This window comes from Sulfitobacter sp. SK025 (assembly GCF_003352105.1).
Lineage (GTDB): Bacteria > Pseudomonadota > Alphaproteobacteria > Rhodobacterales > Rhodobacteraceae > Sulfitobacter > Sulfitobacter pontiacus.
Genome location: NZ_CP025810.1, coordinates 132,986 through 154,580, shown reverse-complemented (window position 1 = coordinate 154,580; position 21,595 = coordinate 132,986). Strand labels below are relative to the sequence as shown.

The 21,595-nt window shown below is 60.3% G+C and carries 20 protein-coding genes; 17 read left to right on the top strand and 3 right to left on the bottom strand.

Going from position 1 to position 21,595, the window contains the following annotated elements:
* Positions 1-137: 137 nt before the first annotated feature.
* From C1J04_RS17410 to C1J04_RS17345, 14 genes are all read left to right on the top strand, one after another.
* The gene (locus tag C1J04_RS17410; RefSeq protein WP_009824394.1) at positions 138-1,130 is read left to right on the top strand and encodes a TRAP transporter substrate-binding protein; all 993 of its coding nucleotides are present in this window, start codon (positions 138-140) and stop codon (positions 1,128-1,130) included.
* 74 nt (positions 1,131-1,204) lie between these two features.
* A complete protein-coding gene (locus C1J04_RS17405) occupies positions 1,205-1,699 on the top strand; it encodes a TRAP transporter small permease (RefSeq protein WP_005848940.1) in 495 nt (164 codons plus the stop codon).
* The gene (locus tag C1J04_RS17400; protein ID WP_009824395.1) at positions 1,696-3,006 is read left to right on the top strand and encodes a TRAP transporter large permease; all 1,311 of its coding nucleotides are present in this window, start codon (positions 1,696-1,698) and stop codon (positions 3,004-3,006) included. Before C1J04_RS17405 ends, C1J04_RS17400 begins: the two co-directional genes overlap by 4 nt.
* A gap of 38 nt (positions 3,007-3,044) precedes the next feature.
* Entirely contained in the window at positions 3,045-4,235 is a 1,191-nt protein-coding gene (gene uxuA, locus C1J04_RS17395) for a mannonate dehydratase (protein WP_009824396.1), read from the top strand.
* Positions 4,232-5,143, top strand: coding sequence for a sugar kinase (locus C1J04_RS17390; RefSeq protein WP_009824397.1), 912 nt, complete (start codon positions 4,232-4,234; stop codon positions 5,141-5,143). Before uxuA ends, C1J04_RS17390 begins: the two co-directional genes overlap by 4 nt.
* A gap of 129 nt (positions 5,144-5,272) precedes the next feature.
* The gene (gene ccoN, locus C1J04_RS17385; RefSeq protein ID WP_114865673.1) at positions 5,273-6,883 is read left to right on the top strand and encodes a cytochrome-c oxidase, cbb3-type subunit I; all 1,611 of its coding nucleotides are present in this window, start codon (positions 5,273-5,275) and stop codon (positions 6,881-6,883) included.
* 5 nt (positions 6,884-6,888) lie between these two features.
* On the top strand, positions 6,889-7,725 hold the full coding sequence (gene ccoO, locus C1J04_RS17380; RefSeq protein ID WP_009824399.1) for a cytochrome-c oxidase, cbb3-type subunit II: 837 nt from the start codon (positions 6,889-6,891) through the stop codon (positions 7,723-7,725).
* A 10-nt stretch (positions 7,726-7,735) separates the two neighbouring features.
* On the top strand, positions 7,736-7,924 hold the full coding sequence (locus tag C1J04_RS17375; RefSeq protein WP_009824400.1) for a CcoQ/FixQ family Cbb3-type cytochrome c oxidase assembly chaperone: 189 nt from the start codon (positions 7,736-7,738) through the stop codon (positions 7,922-7,924).
* The gene (ccoP, locus tag C1J04_RS17370) at positions 7,921-8,826 is read left to right on the top strand and encodes a cytochrome-c oxidase, cbb3-type subunit III (protein ID WP_009824401.1); all 906 of its coding nucleotides are present in this window, start codon (positions 7,921-7,923) and stop codon (positions 8,824-8,826) included. The genes C1J04_RS17375 and ccoP overlap by 4 nt, the downstream gene beginning before the upstream one ends.
* A gap of 96 nt (positions 8,827-8,922) precedes the next feature.
* Complete coding sequence (gene ccoG / locus C1J04_RS17365) at positions 8,923-10,530, top strand: cytochrome c oxidase accessory protein CcoG (protein ID WP_009824402.1); 1,608 nt, start codon at positions 8,923-8,925, stop codon at positions 10,528-10,530.
* Positions 10,511-10,981, top strand: a complete 471-nt coding sequence (locus C1J04_RS17360; RefSeq protein WP_009824403.1) for a FixH family protein — start codon at positions 10,511-10,513, stop codon at positions 10,979-10,981. Before ccoG ends, C1J04_RS17360 begins: the two co-directional genes overlap by 20 nt.
* On the top strand, positions 10,978-13,098 hold the full coding sequence (locus tag C1J04_RS17355) for a heavy metal translocating P-type ATPase (protein ID WP_009824404.1): 2,121 nt from the start codon (positions 10,978-10,980) through the stop codon (positions 13,096-13,098). Before C1J04_RS17360 ends, C1J04_RS17355 begins: the two co-directional genes overlap by 4 nt.
* The gene (ccoS, locus tag C1J04_RS17350; RefSeq protein ID WP_009824405.1) at positions 13,095-13,259 is read left to right on the top strand and encodes a cbb3-type cytochrome oxidase assembly protein CcoS; all 165 of its coding nucleotides are present in this window, start codon (positions 13,095-13,097) and stop codon (positions 13,257-13,259) included. Before C1J04_RS17355 ends, ccoS begins: the two co-directional genes overlap by 4 nt.
* Positions 13,260-13,413: 154 nt before the next feature.
* Positions 13,414-14,235: a glycosyltransferase family 25 protein gene (locus C1J04_RS17345; protein ID WP_368074134.1), complete on the top strand. Its 822-nt coding sequence runs from the start codon at positions 13,414-13,416 to the stop codon at positions 14,233-14,235.
* Here the strand turns inward: C1J04_RS17345 and C1J04_RS17340 are convergent.
* From C1J04_RS17340 to C1J04_RS17330, 3 genes are all read right to left on the bottom strand, one after another.
* Positions 14,232-14,855, bottom strand: coding sequence for a hypothetical protein (locus tag C1J04_RS17340; protein WP_009824407.1), 624 nt, complete (start codon positions 14,853-14,855; stop codon positions 14,232-14,234). The two genes, C1J04_RS17345 and C1J04_RS17340, sit on opposite strands and share 4 nt — an antisense overlap.
* Positions 14,856-14,994: 139 nt before the next feature.
* Positions 14,995-15,840 carry a glycosyltransferase family 25 protein gene (locus C1J04_RS17335; protein WP_037953478.1) on the bottom strand — a complete coding sequence of 282 codons (846 nt, stop codon included), beginning with the start codon at positions 15,838-15,840 and terminating at the stop codon, positions 14,995-14,997.
* A gap of 309 nt (positions 15,841-16,149) precedes the next feature.
* A complete protein-coding gene (locus C1J04_RS17330; RefSeq protein WP_037953480.1) occupies positions 16,150-17,205 on the bottom strand; it encodes a glycosyltransferase in 1,056 nt (351 codons plus the stop codon).
* Between the two features lie 288 nt (positions 17,206-17,493).
* Here C1J04_RS17330 and hmgA point away from each other — a divergent pair, with 288 nt between their 5' ends.
* The 3 genes from hmgA (at position 17,494) to C1J04_RS17315 (ending at position 21,593) form a co-directional block, all read left to right on the top strand.
* A complete protein-coding gene (hmgA, locus tag C1J04_RS17325; protein ID WP_009824410.1) occupies positions 17,494-18,855 on the top strand; it encodes a homogentisate 1,2-dioxygenase in 1,362 nt (453 codons plus the stop codon).
* Between the two features lie 138 nt (positions 18,856-18,993).
* On the top strand, positions 18,994-19,944 hold the full coding sequence (locus C1J04_RS17320; protein ID WP_114865672.1) for an MBL fold metallo-hydrolase: 951 nt from the start codon (positions 18,994-18,996) through the stop codon (positions 19,942-19,944).
* Between the two features lie 23 nt (positions 19,945-19,967).
* Positions 19,968-21,593, top strand: coding sequence for an FAD-dependent oxidoreductase (locus C1J04_RS17315; protein WP_009824270.1), 1,626 nt, complete (start codon positions 19,968-19,970; stop codon positions 21,591-21,593).
* Positions 21,594-21,595 lie beyond the last annotated feature (2 nt).

Below are 21,595 nucleotides of genomic sequence, written 5' to 3'. Positions count from 1 at the left end.
TAAGCCGCTGATAAACTTGAGATATACAAATAATTACAAATAAACTTGACGCATTACAAATACTAACGACATATTTCACGTCAGGGAGAATCTGGTCAGGCACGTATCTGGTCAGGCAACAATCAGGGAGGACTACCATGTCATTTTTTACCAAGACAGCACAGCTTGTTTCGGGTGCCGCCGTTGCTGCGACGCTCTTTACCGCGACCGCGCAGGCCGAGACGGTTCTGCGGGGGGCCAGCATGTTCGACGAGGAACATGCCTTTACCAAAACCCTGCGTAAATTCGAGGAACTGGTCGACGAGAAATATGACGGCGATGTGACGTTTGACTTACGTCTGAACGGGGAGCTTGGCGTCGAAAGCGATTACGTCACCTTCCTGAACCAGGGTGTGGCGATTGACTATACGATCCTTGCGCCGTCCAATATGGCCAAGTTCGCCCCGTCCATTCCGCTGATGGACATGCCGTTCCTGTTCCGCGATCTGGATCACTGGAATGCGGTCCTGTCCAGCGATGTGCTTGCGCCGCTGGAGGACGAGCTGCTGGAGAAAGCCGATATCAAGATCGTGGGCTACACCGGCGGGGGCACGCGCAATCTGCTGTCCAAACAACCTGTCGTGACCTTTGATGATCTGAAGGGCCACAAGATGCGGGTCATGGGCGCGCCGATCCAGGCGCAGATCTTCCAGGCGTTGACGGCGGCCCCGTCGGCGATTGCCTATAACGAGGTCTACAACGCCATCCAGACCGGCGTCATCGCAGGGTTCGAGAACGAGGCCGCGAGCATTCAGAACCTCAAGTTCTACGAGGTGGCCCCGAACCTGACGTTGACGCGCCATTCGATCACCGTGCGCCCCATCGTGATGAGCGGCAAGACCTTCAACAGCCTGCCCGCAGACCTGCAGGCCGTCGTGCTTGAAGCGGGCGAAGAGGCAGGGGCCTATGGCCGCGAGCTGGAATCGCGCGAGGACGGCGTAAAGCTGCAAGAGATGGTCGATGCGGGTCAGCTGACCGTGTCCGAATTCGAAAACCGCGACAAGATGCTGGAAATGGTCAAGCCGGTGCAGGATGCCTATGCCGCCGAGATCGGCGCATCGGACCTGCTTGAAGCGGTCCGCGCCAAGTAATCCCTGCGGATGCCCCCCTTGGGTTCTTGTGACCCGAGGGGGATTTTATTTCACTCAAGTTGATCGGTAAGCACATGATCCTGCGTGGTCTGGAACTGCTCGCATCCTTGCTCCGCTTCGTTGTGGGGGTGCTGATGTTTTCACTGGCGATCCCCGTCGGCCTGCAGGTCATTGCGCGCTACACCGGGGTGATCCCTGTCTACCTATGGACCGAAGAGCTGGCCACGTTCATCTTTGTATGGGTGGTGATGCTCGGGTCTGCCCTGGCGGTGTGGGAGGGGACGCATTTCGACGTTCAGGTCATCCCCGGCGCCAAACATCCGCTGCTGGCGTTCTTGCAGCAAGCGCTAGTGCTTGGGCTGGTCGCGGGGTTTGCGCTGTTGTTTGCATGGTACGGCATTGATTACGCCAAATTCGGGGGCAACCAGACGTCGGTCATGATGCGTGCAAATCTGATGTTCACGCATATCTCTGTCCCGATCGCCGGTGTGCTTTGGGCGGTCTTTGCCCTTTACCGTTTGTATCAAGCATTTGCGGTCTACCGCACAGAGGGGCGGGCCGTATCATGATCGTTTCAACGGGCCTTGCCTGTCTTATTCTTGTGGGCGGTTTCATCCTGCTGGTGGCGTTGCGGGTGCCGGTCGCCTTTGCCTTGGGGATCGCGACAATCCCGATTGTGATGCTGGATATCCGGCTGACGCCCTTCATCGTCATCGACCGGATGTTCCAGTCGTATAATTCCTTCATCCTGCTTGCCGTGCCGTTCTTTCTGTTGGCGGCGAACCTGATGAATTCGGGGTTGATCACGCAAAAGCTGATTGATTTTGCCCGCGTGCTGACCGGCTGGATGCCCGGAGGGTTGGGGCATGTGAATGTCGCCGTGTCGATGCTGTTTGCCGGTATCTCGGGGTCGTCCACGGCAGATGCGGCGGGCTGCGGCAAGATCCTGATCCCCGCGATGGTCAAAGAAGGCTATGACACCCGTTTTGCCATCGCGATCACGGCCTGTTCGTCCGTGATGGGGGTGATCATTCCGCCCAGTATCCTCATGGTGGTCTGGGGCGGGGTCATGCAGATTTCGGTCGGCGCGCTGTTTCTGGCGGGGGCCATTCCCGGCTTGCTGATCGGTTTTGCCCTGATGGCGACGGTCTATGGCTATGCCAAGAAATACGACTACCCCGTCACCCTGCGGCCCACATTCGCGCAGTTCTGGTCGGCGTTCAAAGGCGCGGCTCTGGCGATGCTGACCCCGGTTCTGGTGATCGGCGGCATCGTGGGGGGCATTGTGACCCCAACCGAAAGCGCGATCATCGCGGCGGGCTATGCGTTGATCCTTGGGGTTTTCGTCTATCGTACCGTGTCGGTGCGAGATCTTGGCGGCATCTTCTATGACACGGGCCGTTTTGCGTCGATCTCGCTTTTTGCGATCGGGACGGCTTCGGCTTTTGGCTGGATGCTGGCGTTCTACAACGTGCCGCGTTTGATCGTGGACGTGCTGACCGCGCATGAGCTTGGCGTTATTGGCACGTCGCTGATCATCGCGGCGCTGTTCCTGTTTTTCGGTCTGTTCATCGATGCCATCCCGACCATTATCATTCTGGGTACGGTGCTTTTGCCCGTAGCGCGGGCGGCGGGGATTGATCCGGTGGCCTTTGCGATCATCGGGATCATCTCGCTGGCCTTTGGTCTGGTCACGCCGCCCTATGGCTTGTGCCTGCTGATCTCTGCGTCGATCGGGGGGATGAATGTGGTCAAGGTGCTGCGGGATGTCTGCATCATTCTGGCCCCGATGCTGGTGATCTTGTTGCTGGTCATTCTCTTCCCGCAGATCGCTTTGTGGTTGCCACGCACGCTGATGCCGATGTCGTTCCAATAACCCTGACGGCACAGGCTTCTGACTGAAAAGGATACCCAATGAAAGAAACATGGCGCTGGTTTGGCCCCACTGATCCGGTCACGCTTACCCATATCAAGCAGGCCGGCGCGTCGGGCATTGTGACCGCTTTGCACGACTACGGCCCCGGCGAGGTCTGGCCGCTAAGGGATATCACCGCCCTTCAGGCGCGGATCGAGGAGGCGGGCCTGAGCTGGGATGTATGCGAGTCGATCTGGATGCCGGATGCGATCAAGCTGAAGGGTGCCGGTGCCACGGCAGAGATCGCGGCATGGATCGAGACGATGCGCAATCTGGCGCGCGCGGGCGTCAAGACGATCTGCTACAACTTCATGCCGCTGCTGGACTGGACCCGCACCGATCTGCGCTTCGAGATCGACGGGCAGGGGCAGGCCCTGCGTTTTGACATGGTGGATTTCGTGGTGTTCGACGTGCATATTCTTGCGCGCCCGAATGCCCAGGCCGACCACGCCCCCGATCTGCTGGCCGCGGCGCAGATGCGGTGGGGGCATATGACAAAGCCCGAGATCGCCGCGTTAGAGGCGAATATCATCGCCGGGCTCCCCGGGAGCGCGAAAGGGTTTACGCGGGCGGATCTGCTGGCGGGCATCGAAAGTTTCGCATCCCTGTCGCACCGCGACCTTCAAGCCAATCTGGCCGCGTTCCTGAGCGTCGTCGTGCCAGAGGCAGAGGCCTTGGGGGCGCGGCTTGCCATCCATCCCGATGATCCGCCGTTCCCGCTTTTCGGTTTGCCGCGCTGCGTTTCGACCGCGCAGGATTTGGCGTTTATTCTTGATGCGGTGCCGAGCGCTGCGAACGGGCTGACGTTGTGCACCGGATCACTGGGGGCCCGTGCGGATAATGATCTGCCGGACATGGCCCGCCGCTTTGGCGCGCATATCCACTTTGCCCATTTGCGCAATGTGCAGCGCGAGGGGGATGGCAGCTTTCATGAAGCCGCAGCGCTTGGGGGGAGCACCGATATGATTGCGGTCCTCGCGGCGTTGCGCGCGGCAGAACAGGGGCAGCCCGCCCGCGCTATCCCCATGCGCCCGGATCACGGTCACCTGCTGGCATTCGAACAGCAGCAGAAAACAAATCCGGGCTATTCCTATCTGGGGCGGCTCAAAGGATTGGCGGAGCTCAGAGGCGCCTTGGCCGCGCTGGACCATTCAGACACCGGATCAAAACACGCAAGGCAGGTGCAATGACCTCACTTCTTGGCATCGGCGAATGTATGATCGAATTGTCGTCGGCGGGCGACGACCTTTGGCGGCAACGATTTTCCGGCGATGTGTTCAACGCCCTGTGGTACGCGCGGGCGCATTCCGCCGATGATGCGGATGTCGCCTTTCACACCGCTGTTGGCACGGACCCTATGTCGGACCAGATGCTGGCCTTTATCCGGTCGGGCGGGATCCGCTGCGCGGACACGCCACGCATCGCCGACCGGCGCCCCGGTCTGTATACGATCCAGCTGAACGGGGCAGAGCGCAGCTTTACTTATTGGCGCGATACATCGGCGGCGCAGATGATGGTGCGCCACCCCGGCCCGCTTTGGCGCGATGTGGCAGGGGCGGATGTGGTCTATTTCTCGGGCATCACGCTGGCGATCCTGCCGCCCGACGATCTAGAGACACTGCTGGCCGGTTTGGTAGAGCATAAAAAGCAAGGCGGGCTTTTGGCCTTTGATCCGAATATCCGGCCTCACCTCTGGGCGGATAAAGACCGGATGCTTGACGTCATATCGCGTGCCGCGGGGCTGAGCGATCTTGTACTGCCAAGTTTCGACGATGAAACAACGGCCTTTGGTGACCGGACCCCGCAGGACAGCGCGAAACGTTATGCCGATCTGGGGGCCGGGCATGTTGTGGTCAAGAACGGGCCTGCGGATACGATCCACCTGCAGGACGGCCAACTGACGGCTTTCCCCGTGGCCCCGGTCAGGGACATTATCGATACAACCGCCGCCGGAGATTCCTTTAACGGCGCCTATATTGCGTGCCTTCTGCGCGGCTTGCCGACCGAAGACGCCATATCGGCCGCGCAGAGATGTGCGGGGCAGGTGATCAGGCATAAGGGTGCCATTATCTCGCGCAATGATCTGGGGCTGGTCTGACAGAGCGCGCGCACCCGCCGATAGATTGCCCCTGGAATTCCTGCCAAGCCCGTGCCGCATTTGATCTAGATCAAGGCGCCGCCCCTGCCGCCATGAGAACCGTGTCCCGAAATAAAGGGGATTCGGGATATGTTCGATACGCTCAAGTTGGTCGTGCTTGCGCTCATTGTGTTTTTCGCAGCTTTGGCGGCCGATTGGGCGCGGGATCCGGCCTATATGGTCCATGCGCTGCTGATCATGGTGATCGCCGCCGGCCTATTCTTCTGGCAACTGCGCAATATGCCGGTCGAGGATGTCGCCGCGCCCCACGCCCCTGCGCCGCAGGGCTATATGGACGGGCCGATCCGCTATGGCGTGATTGCCACGGCGTTCTGGGGTGTTGTCGGGTTCCTTGCGGGGACATACATCGCCTTTCAACTCGCGTTTCCCGCGCTGAATATCGAATGGGCGCAACCCTATGCCAACTTTGGCCGTCTGCGTCCGCTGCACACCAGCGCGGTGATCTTCGCCTTCGGCGGCAATGCCCTGATCGCCTCTTCTTTTTACATCGTGCAACGCACGTCGGCGGCACGGCTTTGGGGCGGCAACGCCGCTTGGTTTGTTTTCTGGGGCTATCAGTTGTTCATCGTGCTGGCAGCGACGGGCTATCTGCTGGGGGCGACCCAATCGAAGGAATATGCCGAGCCGGAATGGTATGTCGACATCTGGCTGACCATCGTCTGGCTGACCTACCTCGCCGTGTTCTTCGGTACGATCCTGAACCGGCGCGAGCGGCATATCTATGTGGCGAACTGGTTCTTTCTGGCCTTCATCATCACCGTGGCCATGCTGCATGTGGTCAACAACCTCGCCATTCCGGTGTCGATCTGGGGCTCCAAATCGGTGCAGGTCTTTGCGGGTGTGCAGGATGCGATGACACAGTGGTGGTACGGGCATAACGCCGTGGGCTTCTTCCTGACCGCCGGTTTTCTTGGCATGATGTACTACTTTGTGCCGAAACAGGCGGGCCGTCCGGTCTATAGCTACAAACTGTCGATCATCCACTTCTGGGCGCTGATCTTTCTCTACATCTGGGCCGGGCCGCACCACCTGCATTACACCGCCTTGCCCGATTGGGCGGCGACGCTGGGGATGGTGTTCTCGATCATCCTGTGGATGCCCAGTTGGGGCGGCATGATCAACGGTCTGATGACGCTCGAAGGCGCATGGGACAAGATCCGCACCGATCCGATCATCCGCATGTTTGTCGCCTCGCTCGCCTTCTACGGGATGTCCACCTTCGAGGGGCCGATGATGTCGATCCGCGCGGTGAACAGCCTTAGCCACTACACCGACTGGACTATCGGGCACGTGCATTCCGGTGCGCTTGGCTGGAACGGGCTGATCACCTTTGGTGCGCTGTATTTCCTGACACCACGGCTTTGGGGGCGGGCGCAGATGCATTCGCTGCCGGCGATCAACCTGCACTTCTGGCTCGCGACCGTGGGCATCGTTCTTTACGCGGCGTCGATGTGGGTTTCGGGCATTATGGAGGGGCTGATGTGGCGCGAGGTCGATGCCAACGGCTTCCTTGTCAACAGCTTTGCCGACACCGTCGAAGCCAAATTCCTGATGTATGTGGTCCGTGGTCTGGGCGGGGTGCTCTACCTCGCGGGGGGTGCGGTGATGGTCTGGAACATGTGGATGACCATCCGCGCCCCGCAAGCCCGCCCCGTCACCGTCGCCCTGCCAGCGGAGTAATATCAATGGCCAAGAACCCCCAAAGCCCCAACTATGACCCCGCTGACGATCCCAAGGTGGTGACCGCCAGCGAAGGGATGAAAAAGGGCAAAATCCCGACCGAACTGCCGCCCGAGACGCAGACGATCACCTTTCACCAGCGGTTTGAACGCAATGCGACGCTGCTGCTGATCGCCTCTCTCGGGGTGGTGAGCATTGGCGGCATCATTGAAATCGCGCCGCTGTTCTGGCTGGAGAACACGATCGAGAAGGTCGAGGGCATGCGCCCCTATTCGCCGCTGGAACTGGCGGGGCGCGAGATCTACGTGCGCGAGGGCTGCTATGTCTGCCACAGCCAGATGATCCGCCCCATGCGCGACGAGACGGAGCGTTACGGCCATTACAGCCTCGCCGCCGAATCCATGTATGACCACCCGTTTCAGTGGGGCTCCAAGCGCACGGGGCCGGATCTGGCGCGGGTCGGTGGGCGCTACTCGGACGAGTGGCATGTGGACCACCTGATGGACCCGCAGTCGGTCGTGCCGGAAAGCGTGATGCCGAAATACGCCTTTCTGATGGAGGCCAAGCTGGAAAGCGAGGATGTGACCGATCTGCTGGCAACCCACCGCATGGTTGGCGTGCCCTACACCGACGAGATGATCGCCAGCGCGAGCGGGGATTTCCGCATGCAGGTTGACCCGATGGGGGATTATGACGCGCTGCTTGACCGCTACCCCGGTGCGCAGGTGCGCGACTTTGACGGGCAGCCCGGTGTCAGCGAGATGGATGCCCTGATCGCCTATCTGCAAATGCTCGGGACGTTGGTCGATTTCTCGACCTTTGTGCCCGATGCCACCCGCTGAGGAGCCCGCCATGGACACCTATTCCTTCCTGCGTGAACTGGCCGACAGTTGGGCCTTGCTGATCCTGACGCTGATCTTTCTGGGGGTCATTGCTTGGGCCTATCGCCCCGGATCGCGCGCGCTGCATGATGACGCGGCGGATGTGCCGTTTCGCAACGACGACCCCGACCAAGCCCGCCAAGACGGAGCCCACCAATGACCGACAACCGCAAGATCGACCCCACCACCGGCACCGAAACCACGGGCCACAGCTGGGATGGCATCGAAGAGCTGAACACACCCCTGCCGCGGTGGTGGCTTTGGACATTCTACGCCACCATCGTCTGGGGCGTGATCTATACCATCCTCTATCCCGCGTGGCCGATGGTTTCGGGGGCGACGGCGGGGCTGTTGGGCTATTCCACCCGTGGCGAGGTCGCGGCCGAGATCGCGCGTGTCGATCTGTCGAATGCCGATCTGACGGAAAGCCTGATCAACGTCGATATGGGGGTTCTGAAAGACAACGAAGAACTGCACCGTTTCGCCGTGCAGGCGGGGCGTTCGGTCTTTGCGGCGAATTGTTCGCAATGTCATGGCGCGGGGGCAGGGGGGGTGGTGGCCTCTGGCTACCCGAACCTTCTGGACGATGACTGGCTTTGGGGCGGTACGATGGCCGAGATCGCCTATACCGTGCGCCACGGCATCCGCAACGAGGATGACGCCGACGCGCGGGTGTCGCAGATGCCGTCCTTTGACTGGCTGGGCGCTGCGGAACTGGACGCCACGGCCCATTTCGTGCGCAGCCTTTCGGGGCTCGCGCATGACGAGGCAGCGGCCCAAGCGGGTGCGGATATCTTCGCCACGAATTGCAGCGCGTGCCACGGTGAAACGGGCCTTGGGGATCGCGAGATCGGCGCGCCAAACCTTGCCGATGCGATCTGGCTGCGCGGCGGCAGTCACGAGGCGATCATCCAACAGCTGAAAACGCCGCGCATGGGGGTCATGCCGCCGTGGCAGGCGCGTTTGGGCGAAGCCGATGTGCGCGCTGTAACGGCCTACGTGCACGGTCTGGGCGGGGGGGAGGCCGCGATGGACACCGCCCAAGATACGCCTGCTGACTGAGCCGCCGCACGACAAGACCTGTTGTTTGATGCAGATCAAAGCGGCCTGCGCCCCACGGGTGTAGGCCGCAAGACGTAACCCCGGAGCCCCCCGCCCATGTCCAACGCCGCCCCCCCGCTTTTCGCCGCGCGCGAGCCGATCTTTCCCCGCCGGGTCAACGGGTTCTTTCGCCGGCTGAAATGGGTGATCCTGATCCTCACGCTGGGGGTCTATTACGTCACCCCGTGGCTCCGTTGGGACCGCGGGCCGAACCTGCCGGATCAAGCGGTTCTGGTCGATCTTGCGAACCGCCGTTTCCATTTCTTCTGGATCGAGATCTGGCCGCATGAGTTCTATTTCGTCGCAGGGCTGCTGATCATGGCGGGGCTGGGGCTGTTCCTGTTTACCTCTGCCTTGGGGCGGGTCTGGTGTGGCTATGCCTGCCCGCAAACCGTCTGGTCTGACCTCTTCATGACCGTGGAGCGCTGGATCGAGGGTGACCGCAACGCCCGCATCCGCCTGCACAATGCGCCGTGGAGCCTGCGCAAGGCGCGGTTGCGGGGGGCGAAATGGGCGGTCTGGCTGCTGATCGCGGTGGCGACGGGCGGGGCTTGGGTCTTTTACTTTGCCGATGCGCCCACATTGGCGCGCGACCTCGTGACCCTGCAAGCCGCCCCCGTGGCCTATGCCACCATCGCCGTGCTCACTGCCACGACCTTTATCTTTGGCGGCTTCATGCGCGAACAGATCTGCATTTACATGTGCCCCTGGCCCCGCATCCAAGGCGCGATGATGGACCCCGGCACGCTGACCGTCGGCTACCGCAAATGGCGGGGGGAGCCGCGCGGGAAGGGTGGGGTGAAACGCCAGCAAGCCGCCGCCGCCGCGATTGGGAAAGGCGATGCCGTGGCGCGCTATGGTGCCGCGCTGGACATAAACTCCGCCGGAGACCGCCAGTCGCGCAGCGGCGACGTGCTGGGGGATTGTATCGACTGCAACGCCTGTGTCGCCGTCTGCCCGATGGGGATCGATATCCGCGAGGGTCAGCAGATGGAGTGTATTACCTGCGCCCTCTGCATCGACGCTTGTGACGATGTGATGGCCAAGATCGGGCGGCCACGGGGGTTGATTGACTATCTCGCGCTGGATGACGAACCGCCAACCGCCCCGCAAGAAAGCGCCGCAGTCGCGGGGTATGCCGAAGCCCCCGCCGGTGAGGTTGCGGGGGCGTCGCTGCCCCCGTGGCAGCCCAAGCCGCTTTGGCAGCATATCTTTCGACCCCGCACGATCCTGTACACGACGGCATGGGCCTCCATCGGTGTGGCGCTGGTCGTCGCGCTGTTCATCCGGCCCGAGATCGACATGACCATCGCGCCAGTGCGCAACCCGACCTTTGTCACCCTGTCGGACGGGTCCATCCGCAACGCCTATGACATCCGCTTGCGCAACAAACACACCGAAGCGCGGGATTTCAGAGTGTCGCTGGTGGCCGACAGCTCCTTGGAACTGGCGGTAGAGGGCGCAAGTAACGCCGTGGTCAACGTGCCCGCTGACACCAGCCGGTTGCAACGCGTCTATGTGATCGCCCCTCCGCAGACCCCCGCCGCCCGCGCGCAGCGCAGTGATCTGCGCCTTTGGGTCGAAGATGTCACCTCGGGCGAGCGGGCCTATGGCAATACAATTTTCAACGGAAAGGAAGGATCTGATGAGCGCAGTACAGACTGAACGCCCGCTAACCGGCTGGCACGTGCTGGCGATGTTTATCGGCGGCTTTTCGATCATCATCTCGGTGAACCTCGCGCTGGCGGTCAACGCGGTGCGGACTTTCCCAGGCAAAGAGACCGAGTCGAGCTATGTTGCCTCGCAGAACTTTGACACCGACCGCGCCGCACAGGAAGCTTTGGGCTGGACCGTGCGGACGGAGCTGACCGACACGACGCTTACGCTCTCTGTGACAGATGCGGGCAATAGCGTGGTAAGGCCCGAGATCATCTTTGCCACATTGGGACGCGCAACAACGGTAGCGGATGACATCACGCCGGAATTCAGCTGGGACGGCACCGCATGGGTCGCCCCCGTCGCGTCGGGCCCCGGCAACTGGAACCTCCGGATAGAGATGCGGGCCGCTGACGGCACGCTCTTTCGGCGCCGCATCCCGCTGCGGGGCCTGCGATGACCGTCGCTGCCTGTCCGGGCTGTATCGCGCTGGCCCCATCGGTCGACACCGCGAAGAAGGGCGTGGCCGAGACCGAGGCGGCGGTCTACCTTGCGCTGCCGCAGATCCGCTGTGCCGCCTGTATTGCTGGGGTCGAAGGGGTTTTGGCCAAGCTGCCGTCTGTGAAAGCGGCCAGAGTAAACCTGAGCGCCAAGCGGGTTCGCCTTGTGCTCGCCCCCGGGTGTGACGCCAGCACCGCCCTTCAGGCCTTGAACGACGCAGGCTTTGACGCGCATGAACTGGACGCGACCGCCCTGCGCCCCGCCAATGACGACGCGGGGCGGCGCCTTCTGGCCCGTGCTGCGGTGGCGGGCTTTGCGATGATGAATGTGATGGCGATCTCTGTCGCGGTCTGGTCGGGGGCCGGAGATGTGACACGGGTGATGTTCCACTGGGTCTCGGCCGCGATAGCACTGCCCGCCCTCGCGTTTTCTGCAGTGCCTTTCTTTGCCTCGGCATGGGGTGCCTTGCGGGCGGGGCGGATGAACATGGATGTCCCCATTGCGCTGGCGATCCTGCTGGCCGCTGCGACATCGCTTTATGAAACCTTTGCGGCCCGCGGGGCGCATACGTGGTTTGATGCCGCGCTGTCTTTGACGTTTTTCTTGCTGGTGGGGCGGTATCTTGAACACCGCGCGCGGGCGACGGCGCGTTCTGCCGCAGCAGAGCTGACGGCGCTGGAGCTGCCGCGCGCCACCCGACTGACCGCGACAGGGCGCGAAACCGTGGATGTCGCCGTGCTGATGCCAGACGACCGGATCGCGCTGGCCGCAGGGGCCCGTGCGCCTGTGGACGGCATAGCTGAAACCGCCGCAATGGTGGACCGCTCTGCCCTGACCGGAGAGGCGGACCCCGTCGCTTTGGCGGCAGGGGATCTGGTCTGCGCGGGCGAAGTGATCCTTGGTGCACCGCTGACACTGCGGGCCACGCATCGCGCCGAAGACAGCACCCTGCGCCGTTTGGCGGCCCTCGTCGAGGTCGCAGAGACCGGCAAGCACCGCTACAGCGGGATCGCGGACCGCGCCGCACGGCTTTATGCGCCGGTGGTGCATGGTTTGGCCGCGGTGGCTTTCGCGGTCTGGTGGGCGCTGACGGGGGATCTGCATCACGCCATTGCGGTGGCCACCGCGACGTTGATCATTACCTGCCCCTGCGCCTTGGCGCTTGCCATTCCGGCAGTGACGGCGGCAATGACGGGGCGGCTGTTCCGCGCGGGCGTGCTGCTGAAATCGCCCACGGCGCTGGAACGGCTGGCTGACATCGACACGGTGGTTTTTGACAAAACCGGCACGCTGACCGAAGGGGTGGCTGTTCTTCCCGCGCTTGATCCCGACGCCGCGTCAGTTGCCTTGAGCTTGGCCCAAGCGTCGAACCACCCCGCGTCCCGTGCGCTGGCGGCGTCCCTTGCGGGGCAGGCTCCTGCCGACTTGCGCGACGTGGTCGAGGTCGCAGGGAAGGGGGTCACCGCCCTTTGGAATGGTGAGCCCGTGGGGCTGGTGCGCGGAGAGGACGGGCCCGAGCTTCATCTGCCCGATCGGTGCATCCCCCTCCCGCTGACCGAGACCCCGCGCCCCGGCACCGCCGCGTTGATCGCCGCGCTTCGCGTCGGCGGGTGGCAGGTCGCGATGGTTACCGGAGACACATCGGCCCGCGCCGCCGCCCTTGCTGCAAAGCTTGGGATTGATCAGATACATGCCGGTGTCTTGCCGCACGAGAAAGTCGATCTGGTGCGTGGCATGTCCGAACAGGGCAGGCGGGTGCTGATGGTGGGTGACGGGCTGAATGACACCGCAGCGCTTGCCGCCGCATATGCATCACTCGCCCCCGGTTCAGCGCTGGACGCGGCAAGGGTCGCCTCGGACGGTGTCATTCTGGGGGGCACTCTCGGCACCGTCGCAGAGGCTCTGAGCCTGGCACGTCGGGCGCGCAGCCGCATCAAGCAGAACCTCGCCCTCGCCGCCGCCTATAACTGCGTGGCGATCCCGGTCGCGGTCATGGGCTTTGCCACACCGCTGATGGCGGCGGCGGTCATGTCTTCGTCCTCCATCCTTGTCGTCCTGAATGCGCTGCGACGATGAATATTCTGATTGTCCTCATCCCCGTTTCCGTATGCCTCGGCGCAGTAGGGCTGATCGCCTGTCTGTGGACATTACGCAGTGGTCAGTACGAAGACCTGGAAGGCGATGCCGCGCGTATCTTGCTGGAGGATGACATATGGGTTGAAGGTGAAGAGGGGTAGAGCTGGGCTTAGGACGCGCGTCACAGCCTACCACGCCGCAGCGGTTCTAATGGCCGCTCCCGCCCTCGGCCCCATAAGGATCACGAGGGGCGAGAATAATCATCTTAGATTGCCGTGTGAGGTGACTGTTGATAGAAGCCGGTAGTCGCACGCTATCTGTCCGGAGGGGCTCCTCATACTGTCGATCATCATCAACGTCGCTTCGGCTCGGGACCGTATGGCCTTTATGGCGCAACAGATGGATGCGCTAGGTCTACCCTATCAACGGCTCGAAGCCGTTACCCCCGATGCGCAGAGCGGATCGCATAGCGCGGCCTATTGGGCCAGTTGGCAACGCCCCCTTAAGGAAACCGAGAAAGCTTGTTTTCTGAGCCACGTAGCAGCATGGGAACGTGTTGCGGCTTTGGAGGAGCCTGCGTTGATCCTTGAGGACGATGTCGTGCTTTCTCGTGCGACGCAGGTATTGCTCAAGTCCTGTCGCGTGCTGGTGGATGTCGACCATCTGACGCTTGAGGTACGCCAGCGTCGGAAGATTGTCGCCAAAGACGCACAACCGCTGACAGACGACCACGTTATGCGCCGTCTCTATCAGGATCGCAGCGGTGCCGCCGCATATGTGCTATGGCCGTCAGGGGCGGCAAAACTGTTGCAGCGTGCAAAGACACAGGCAGCACTTGCCGATGCGATGATCTGTGGTGCTTACGAGCTTAAGAGCTATCAGGTCGAACCGGCCTGCGCGATCCAGATCGACCAAGCGGAGGCTTACGGCGTTGCTGTCGGGCTTAAGACACATTCGCTGATCGGGGCCGGTGTGCCGACACGGCAGCCAACCACCGCGAGGTTCAAGCTGCGCCGCATCGCCGCCCAACTTCGCATGGGCATGCAAGCCTTGTTGCATGCCGTGGATGCCGAACGCCGCGAGATATCGTTGTCACCCGCCGAGTTTTATACGGCCCCTCAAGAGCCGCGGCGCTAAGCCTCGTCCCACCAGCTTGTTTTATCGCGTTTGTGCTGTGCCTTGAAGCGCGCAAATGCGGTGTCATTGATCTGCAGCCGCGCCCAGATCTCCTGGAAAATGGGCCCGACGGGATCAAGCGCCATAAACGGTTCCATCCTCCAGACCATATTGCGCAGGGTGTCATCCGTTCCGACGGTAAAGCAGGACATTCCTTCGAAAAGTGGGATGAGCCGGTGTTGAACATCCTCGACATGCGTGGGAGTCATCGTGGTGTCCAAGGTATCAGTCAAATACCGTTCACTTTCGTACATTTTAACTGTGTTGACGACCGCGCTTGTCATCATGGCAACCGCGCGCACCGCCATATCGCTATCATGGGTCGCAAATGTGTCGGTGGCTGAGACAAGCCAGCGGATATTCAGTTTCTCCCGCAGGAAGTCCCCTTCGGCCATCCACAGGGTGCGGAATTTTTGGTAGGTTTCAGCCAGGTTGTGGTCGCGCCGGATCAGCACGATCAACTCTGCATGATAAAGCAGCAGCGCAGACTGCCCCGAAAATTCCGTCCTTAGATTTTGCAGATGCAGGTCGATGGATTTCGCTGACCCTCGCGTCTGAACCGGATCGCCCGCGTCAATCATCGTCGCCTTGAGCTCGGCTAGATCATGTTCCGCCGTCGCATGCCTGCGCGCCCCCCAGCGTTTGCGATGCTGGTTGAGGGATAAAAACCGTCTAAGCCGTCCGGGTTTCTTTCGCATTGGTCTCGCTTTTCCTATCGGGTTAGTGGCGCAACACTCCGTAAAGACGCAGTACATCAAACCGCCGACGTAGTCTTCGGCTTTTTAGGAAGGGTCTGAGAAGCCGGTATTTCAGCGCCATCTTCCCTTGGTCAAAGCGCCCCGGAATATCGGAGTCCTTATCAGTTTGCGTCACAATAGGTCGGGCTAAAAAGCCCTGCCGCAGCATGCCCGGGGCGTGCCGCCAAACGAGATCGATCGGAAAGAAGAGGTGCTCGGTGGTCTGCAGAAACGCCTCTGCCGCACGACGTGAAACGATGTACCCGCTTCCCAGTAGCGGTGCCGGATCACATTCACACGCCACATGGCCGTTGGGGAGCGGATGAAGGTGGAAAATCCGCCAACGCCTACGCCATTCAAGCCTGCGCCATAGGCGACGCCGTGACCGTTCAAACACCGTTGGGCGTGTTCTAACTGCGTCGTTCGCAAGTTGACTGAGTGTCTCTTCATCCAGCGTGTAGGTGTAAGGCGCGTTAGAGGAGAGATTCAAGAAATCCAGGCCAAGGCCGGGCATTTGCTTCTGAACCATCTCCAAATCCGGTGCGATATCAATATCATCTTCAAGGATCAGTGCATATTCTTCGTCTGTTTCAAGAAACTGCCGCCAAACGGCGATGTGCGAGGCTGCGCAAGCAATTTCACCGCGTACGGGCTGCTTTTTCTGATTGATCACAAATAGATGTCTATTCAAATCTGGGAGCTTAGCATCATCGTCATGGCCATCGACGGCGCGGAAGATTTTGAATGGCAACCCTAGTTCAGCCATCTTTCGCGAAACCTCCGACAGTCGGTCAGGGCGCCGCTCTAGGTTGATCAGGTAAGTATCCACAGAGTTCCTCGTTATTTACAACTGGACAGTATCCAGTACCTCTACTTGTTCCAGTTTGCACTTGTGTGGCCAAAACCTTGATCGGACCAGATATTGTTAGGTACCCCTTAGGATACGACTTCAGGTTGTTGGTCAAGATCATTCTTTGAGTCCAAATATCTAGTGTTCACGAGGCATTCCCCACTTTCAGGCGCAACAACTTGTGACCGGGCTATGAAAGCTATGTATCGCCTGATCATGTTGAGTGCCGAACATTGCGCCTCAAGGTCATCAGTACATCTTGTCGTCGAATATTTCCGGGCATATCCATCAAGCGCTCAGGCTCATATAAGCGCGGGTCACGGCCTTGGCATCGAACTTTTCGGGGAAATCGATCCTGAAACGCTCCGGGTTGTCTGAGGCTTCCGTCATTCGGGCTGAAAGCGCTTCGATGTTATCGGGTGGTGACACGAGATTTGGTGTGGGCAGTATTTCAGCCGGCCCCGAGGGGCAATCCGTGCTGATGACGGGGACACCAAGGACAATCGCTTCGAGGATTGTCATGTTCAGCCCTTCATATTCCGACGATACAACCATGAATTTTGCCGCCTTGATCAACGGGAACGGGTTTTTCTGGAAGCCCACAAAATGCACGCGGTCCGCGATGCCCAAAGAATGCGCCAATGCTTTGGTTTCCTCCAGCAAGGGTCCGGTCCCGACGAGCAGCAGGTCATACGGGGTCTTTGCCTGCGCATATGCATGTAGCAGACGGTCGTGGCGCTTGGCTTTTTTGAACTTGCCTACGTTGACGATATAGTCCTTCCGGCGCGGCACCGGTTCACCAGCCTGCCGTTGGATCAAAGCCGGTTCAACCGGGTTATAGATTGTGCGGGTCTCTAGCGATTGACCAAACAGCGCCTGCATGTCCTCTTCGACGCCCTTGCTAACGCAGATACATTTTTTTCCGCTGTAGATCTGCTTCAGTCGATTGAGGCGAGGGTCGGCGGCATCATCAAGAGCATACTCCTGCGACGTATTATTATGCATGATAAAATGAATATTCGGGAGCCGGCTCTTTGAGAGAATAAAATCGACGGGATGAAGGTTGGAAAGCACCAGATCAGGCGTCCCGATGTTCTTCCTGATAAATCGGTCAAAAAATTTCGCCGCAATCTTGGGGCGGATTTTTCGAGGTAGCGATCGAAAAGCACGGTACGGAAATTTGTGGATATGAACCCCGTTATCTAGCGGCAGATCAATAGTGTCTTTAAATATAACGATATGCGCCGTGCCACCCAATGCGTTTATATTTCGCGCCAGTGTTTGAACAACGCGCTCTGCACCATTCCCCTGTAGGCTGAAAACAGCGAGAACTATCGTTTTCATTTTTCTCTCCAATATGCGCTTTGGGCGTTGCATAGACCAAACGGTAGATAATGCGCACAGGCGTTGTGAAGTCCAGAACGGTTTTCGCAAGGATGCCGTGCTAAGGTGCCGTTATCTGTTCGGGACGTGTCCGGCGGCTGTAGTGGGGCCGACATTGGCGCGGCGGAACTGACGCCAGATGTTTTACCCATCCCCCAAACCACCTCACACCGTCCCCCCCAAAAAAACCAGTTGTTAGTTACAAATGCAACCTTTAGGCAATCGCTAGTGGAACGCGAGGAGCCGAGTATGACTGTTGAAAAACATCCGACCCGTATGACCCAAGCCCCGTCTCTTCCCGGGGCCAACGCCGGATATATGCCGGGCTTCGGGAATGATTTCGAGACAGAAGCGCTGCCGGATGCCTTGCCGCAAGGGATGAACAGCCCGCAAAAATGCAACTACGGGCTTTATGGTGAGCAGCTTAGCGGGACCGCCTTTACGGCGCCAAGCCATCAGAACGAACGTACCTGGTGCTACCGCATTCGCCCGTCGGTCAAACACTCGCACCGGTATCACAAGATCGATCTGCCCCTTTGGAAATCCGCGCCCAACATCGTCGCGGATGTCACGAGCCTTGGGCAATATCGCTGGGATCCGCTGCCGCACACAGACACGCCGCTGACATGGCTAACGGGGATGCGCACGATGACGACGGCGGGGGATGTCCATACGCAGGTCGGCATGGCGACCCATGTGTATCTTGTGAATGCCTCCATGGTTGATGCGTATTTCTATTCTGCCGACAGCGAGATGCTGATCGTCCCGCAGGAAGGGCGTCTTCGGTTTTCCACTGAACTGGGGATCATTGATATCGCGCCGCAGGAAATTGCGATCATTCCGCGGGGGCTGGTCTACCGTGTCGAAGTGCTTGAAGGGCCGTGCCGCGGGTTCGTCTGCGAGAACTACGGCCAAAAGTTCGAGCTGCCAAATCGTGGGCCGATCGGGGCCAACTGCATGGCCAACCCGCGCGATTTCAAAGCACCCGTTGCCGCGTTTGAAGACCGCGAAGTCCCCTCTACCGTGACGGTGAAATGGTGTGGGGAGTTTCATGAAACCAAGATCGGGCAGTCACCGCTTGATGTGGTGGCATGGCACGGGAACTACGCGCCGGTGAAATATGACCTGCGCACCTATTGCCCCGTGGGGGCGGTGCTGTTCGACCATCCTGACCCGTCGATCTTTACCGTTCTCACCGCGCCCTCCGGTGTCGAAGGGACGGCGAATATCGACTTTGTCTTGTTCCGGGAACGCTGGATGGTGGCGGAAGATACGTTCCGCCCACCGTGGTATCACAAGAATATCATGTCCGAATTGATGGGTAATATCTACGGCCAGTATGACGCGAAGCCCAAAGGCTTTATTCCCGGCGGGATCAGCTTGCACAATATGATGCTGCCGCACGGGCCTGATCGTAATGCCTTCGAGGGGGCCTCCAACGCAGAGCTGACGGCCCAAAAGCTCGACAATACGATGTCGTTCATGTTCGAGACCCGCTTCCCGCAGCAACTCACGAAATTCGCCGGACAGGAGGCCCCCTTGCAGGATGATTACATCGATTGCTGGGCGGACATCGAAAAGAAGTTCGACGGGACACCGGGCAAGAAATGAAGCGGACTCCGGCCGGTGAAAGCACAACGTTGACCCGGCGCGGTGCCGCAGGGCGTGACGGGTATCAGATGAGGTCGGGCAGGTGCCAAAGCACCGTTCGGCCCGCAAAAAAATCCCCAAAGTAAAAGGACCAGAACCATGGCAAAAGCATTCGCATCCCAAGGGGATATGACAGAGAAGAAAGTCACCTTCGACGAAGTCGGCGAGGGCCTGTGGGCCTTCACCGCGGAAGGCGACCCGAATTCGGGCGTGATCATCGGCGATGACAGCGTCATGATTGTAGAGGCACAGGCGACGCCGCGTCTGGCCAATAAGGTCATCGAGAAGGTGCGCGAAGTCACCGACAAGCCGATCAGCCACGTGGTGCTGACCCATTATCACGCGGTGCGTGTGTTGGGGGCCTCTGCCTATGGGGCACAGCAGATCATCATGTCCGATGTTGCCCGCGCAATGGTCGAGGAACGCGGACAGGAAGATTGGGACAGCGAGTTCCAACGCTTTCCCCGATTGTTCGAGGGGCATGAATCAATTCCCGGTCTGACTTACCCGACCACCACATTCAGCGACAGCATGACCGTCTATCTGGGCAAACGTCGTGTTGATATCAAACACATCGGCCGCGCCCATACGGCGGGTGATGCGGTGATCCATGTGCCGGATCAGAACGTCATGTTCACGGGCGATATCGTTGAGGACCATTCGGCCTGCTATTGCGGCGACGGATACTTCGGCGACTGGGGGCAAACGCTCGATAACATCAAGGCCTATGACGTGGATGCGATCGCACCGGGTCGGGGGGGCGCCTTGATCGGCAAGGACGCCGTTGAGCGTGCGATTGAAAGCACGCGTGATTTCGTCGAAAGCACCTTCAAGCCAGCGCAGCGGGTCGCCACGAAAGGCGGCACGTTGAAAGAGGCATGGGATGCGGTGCGCGCGGAATGCGATCCGAAGTTCAAGGATTACGCGATCTACGAGCACTGCCTGCCGTTCAACGTCAGCCGCGCCTTCGACGAGGCCCGCGGCATCTGGCATCCGCGTATCTGGACAGACAAGCGCGATCTGGAAATGTGGGCGCAGTTGCAGGGCTAAGGCCGGGTCTGGGAGGGCAAACCATGGTCGACGTCCGCTATGATATCGCGTTCAAACTATACCCCTACCAAAAGGGTGCGGATCAAGATCTTGCCCCCCGGCGTCACCCTGTGGTGATCGTCGGGGGCGGGCCCATCGGGATGGCGCTGGCGCTTGATCTTGGGCGCAAGGGCACGCCTGTTCTAGTATTGGATGATCATGAAGGTGTCGGACAGGGCAGTCGCGCCATCTGTTTTGCCAAACGCACGCTCGAGATCTGCGACCGCCTTGGCGCGGGCAAAGCGATGATCGACAAGGGCGTTCAGTGGAACGTCGGCAAGGTGTTTCATGGCGATGAAAGGGTGTTCGAATTCAACCTGCAACCCGAAGACGGCCATAGGGCCCCGGCGTTTATCAACCTGCAACAGCCCTATTTCGAGAAATACCTCGTGGATGAAATTCGTGTGGCGCAATCTGACGGCGCGCCCATTGAAATCCGCGGGCGCAACGCGGTCACGGGGGTGACACCGCGGGGCGATCACGTGGTGCTGGATATCAACACACCCGACGGCCCCTACCAGCTTGAAGCCGACTGGCTGGTCGCTTGCGATGGCGCACGGTCTCCCACGCGCGAGATGCTGGGCCTGAGCTTTGAGGGCCGCGTGTTCGAGGATAATTTCCTGATCGCTGATGTGAAGATGAAGGCCGATTTCCCGACCGAACGCTGGTTCTGGTTCGAGCCGCCCTTCAAAGACAGCGGCGCGTCGGCGCTTCTACACAAGCAGCCCGACGATATCTGGCGGATCGATTTCCAACTGGGGTGGGACATTGACCGCGCCAAGGAACTGAAGCCCGAGAATATTCGCGCCCGCGTGGATGCCATGTTGGGCGAGGGGGCGGAATACGAGCTCGAATGGACCTCGATCTACACGTTCCAATGTCGGCGTATGGAAAAGTTTCGACACGGCAGGGTGCTCTTTGCGGGCGACAGCGCGCATCAGGTATCCCCCTTTGGGGCGCGGGGGGCCAACTCTGGCGTGCAGGACGCGGACAATCTAGCGTGGAAACTTGATCTGGTGATCAAGGGCTTGGCACCCGACCGCCTGCTCGACAGCTATTCGCAAGAGCGGGTCCACGGCGCTGACGAGAATATCCTGAATTCCACCCGCGCAACGGATTTCCTTACCCCCAAAACAGAGATGAGCAAGATTTTTCGCAATGCGGTATTGAACCTCGCACACCGTCACCCCTTTGCACGGCCCCTGGTGAATTCCGGTCGTTTGTCCGTGCCATGTGTCTATGACGGGCTGTCACTGAACGGCCCCGATGCGCTGAATGGCCCCGCGACAAGCCGTGTTGGCGCCACCTGCAGCGACGCGCCCTTGAGGGACGGCTTCTTGCTGGATGTGGTGGGCGGCGTATTCACCGTTCTGGCGATCAATACCGACCCGCCCGCGCTGGCCGAGGTCGACGGGGTCACGGTAAACACCGTCACGCTGAACACGCAAACCGACGATCCCAACGGAGCCATTGCGGCACGCTACCTCGGCGACGCGCCCTGCGGCATCTACCTGATCCGCCCGGACCAGCATGTCGCCGCACGGTGGGCCCGCGCAAGCGCCGCAGACATCCGGTCAGCCGTAGGCATCGCAACAGGAAAGGGGCAGTAACG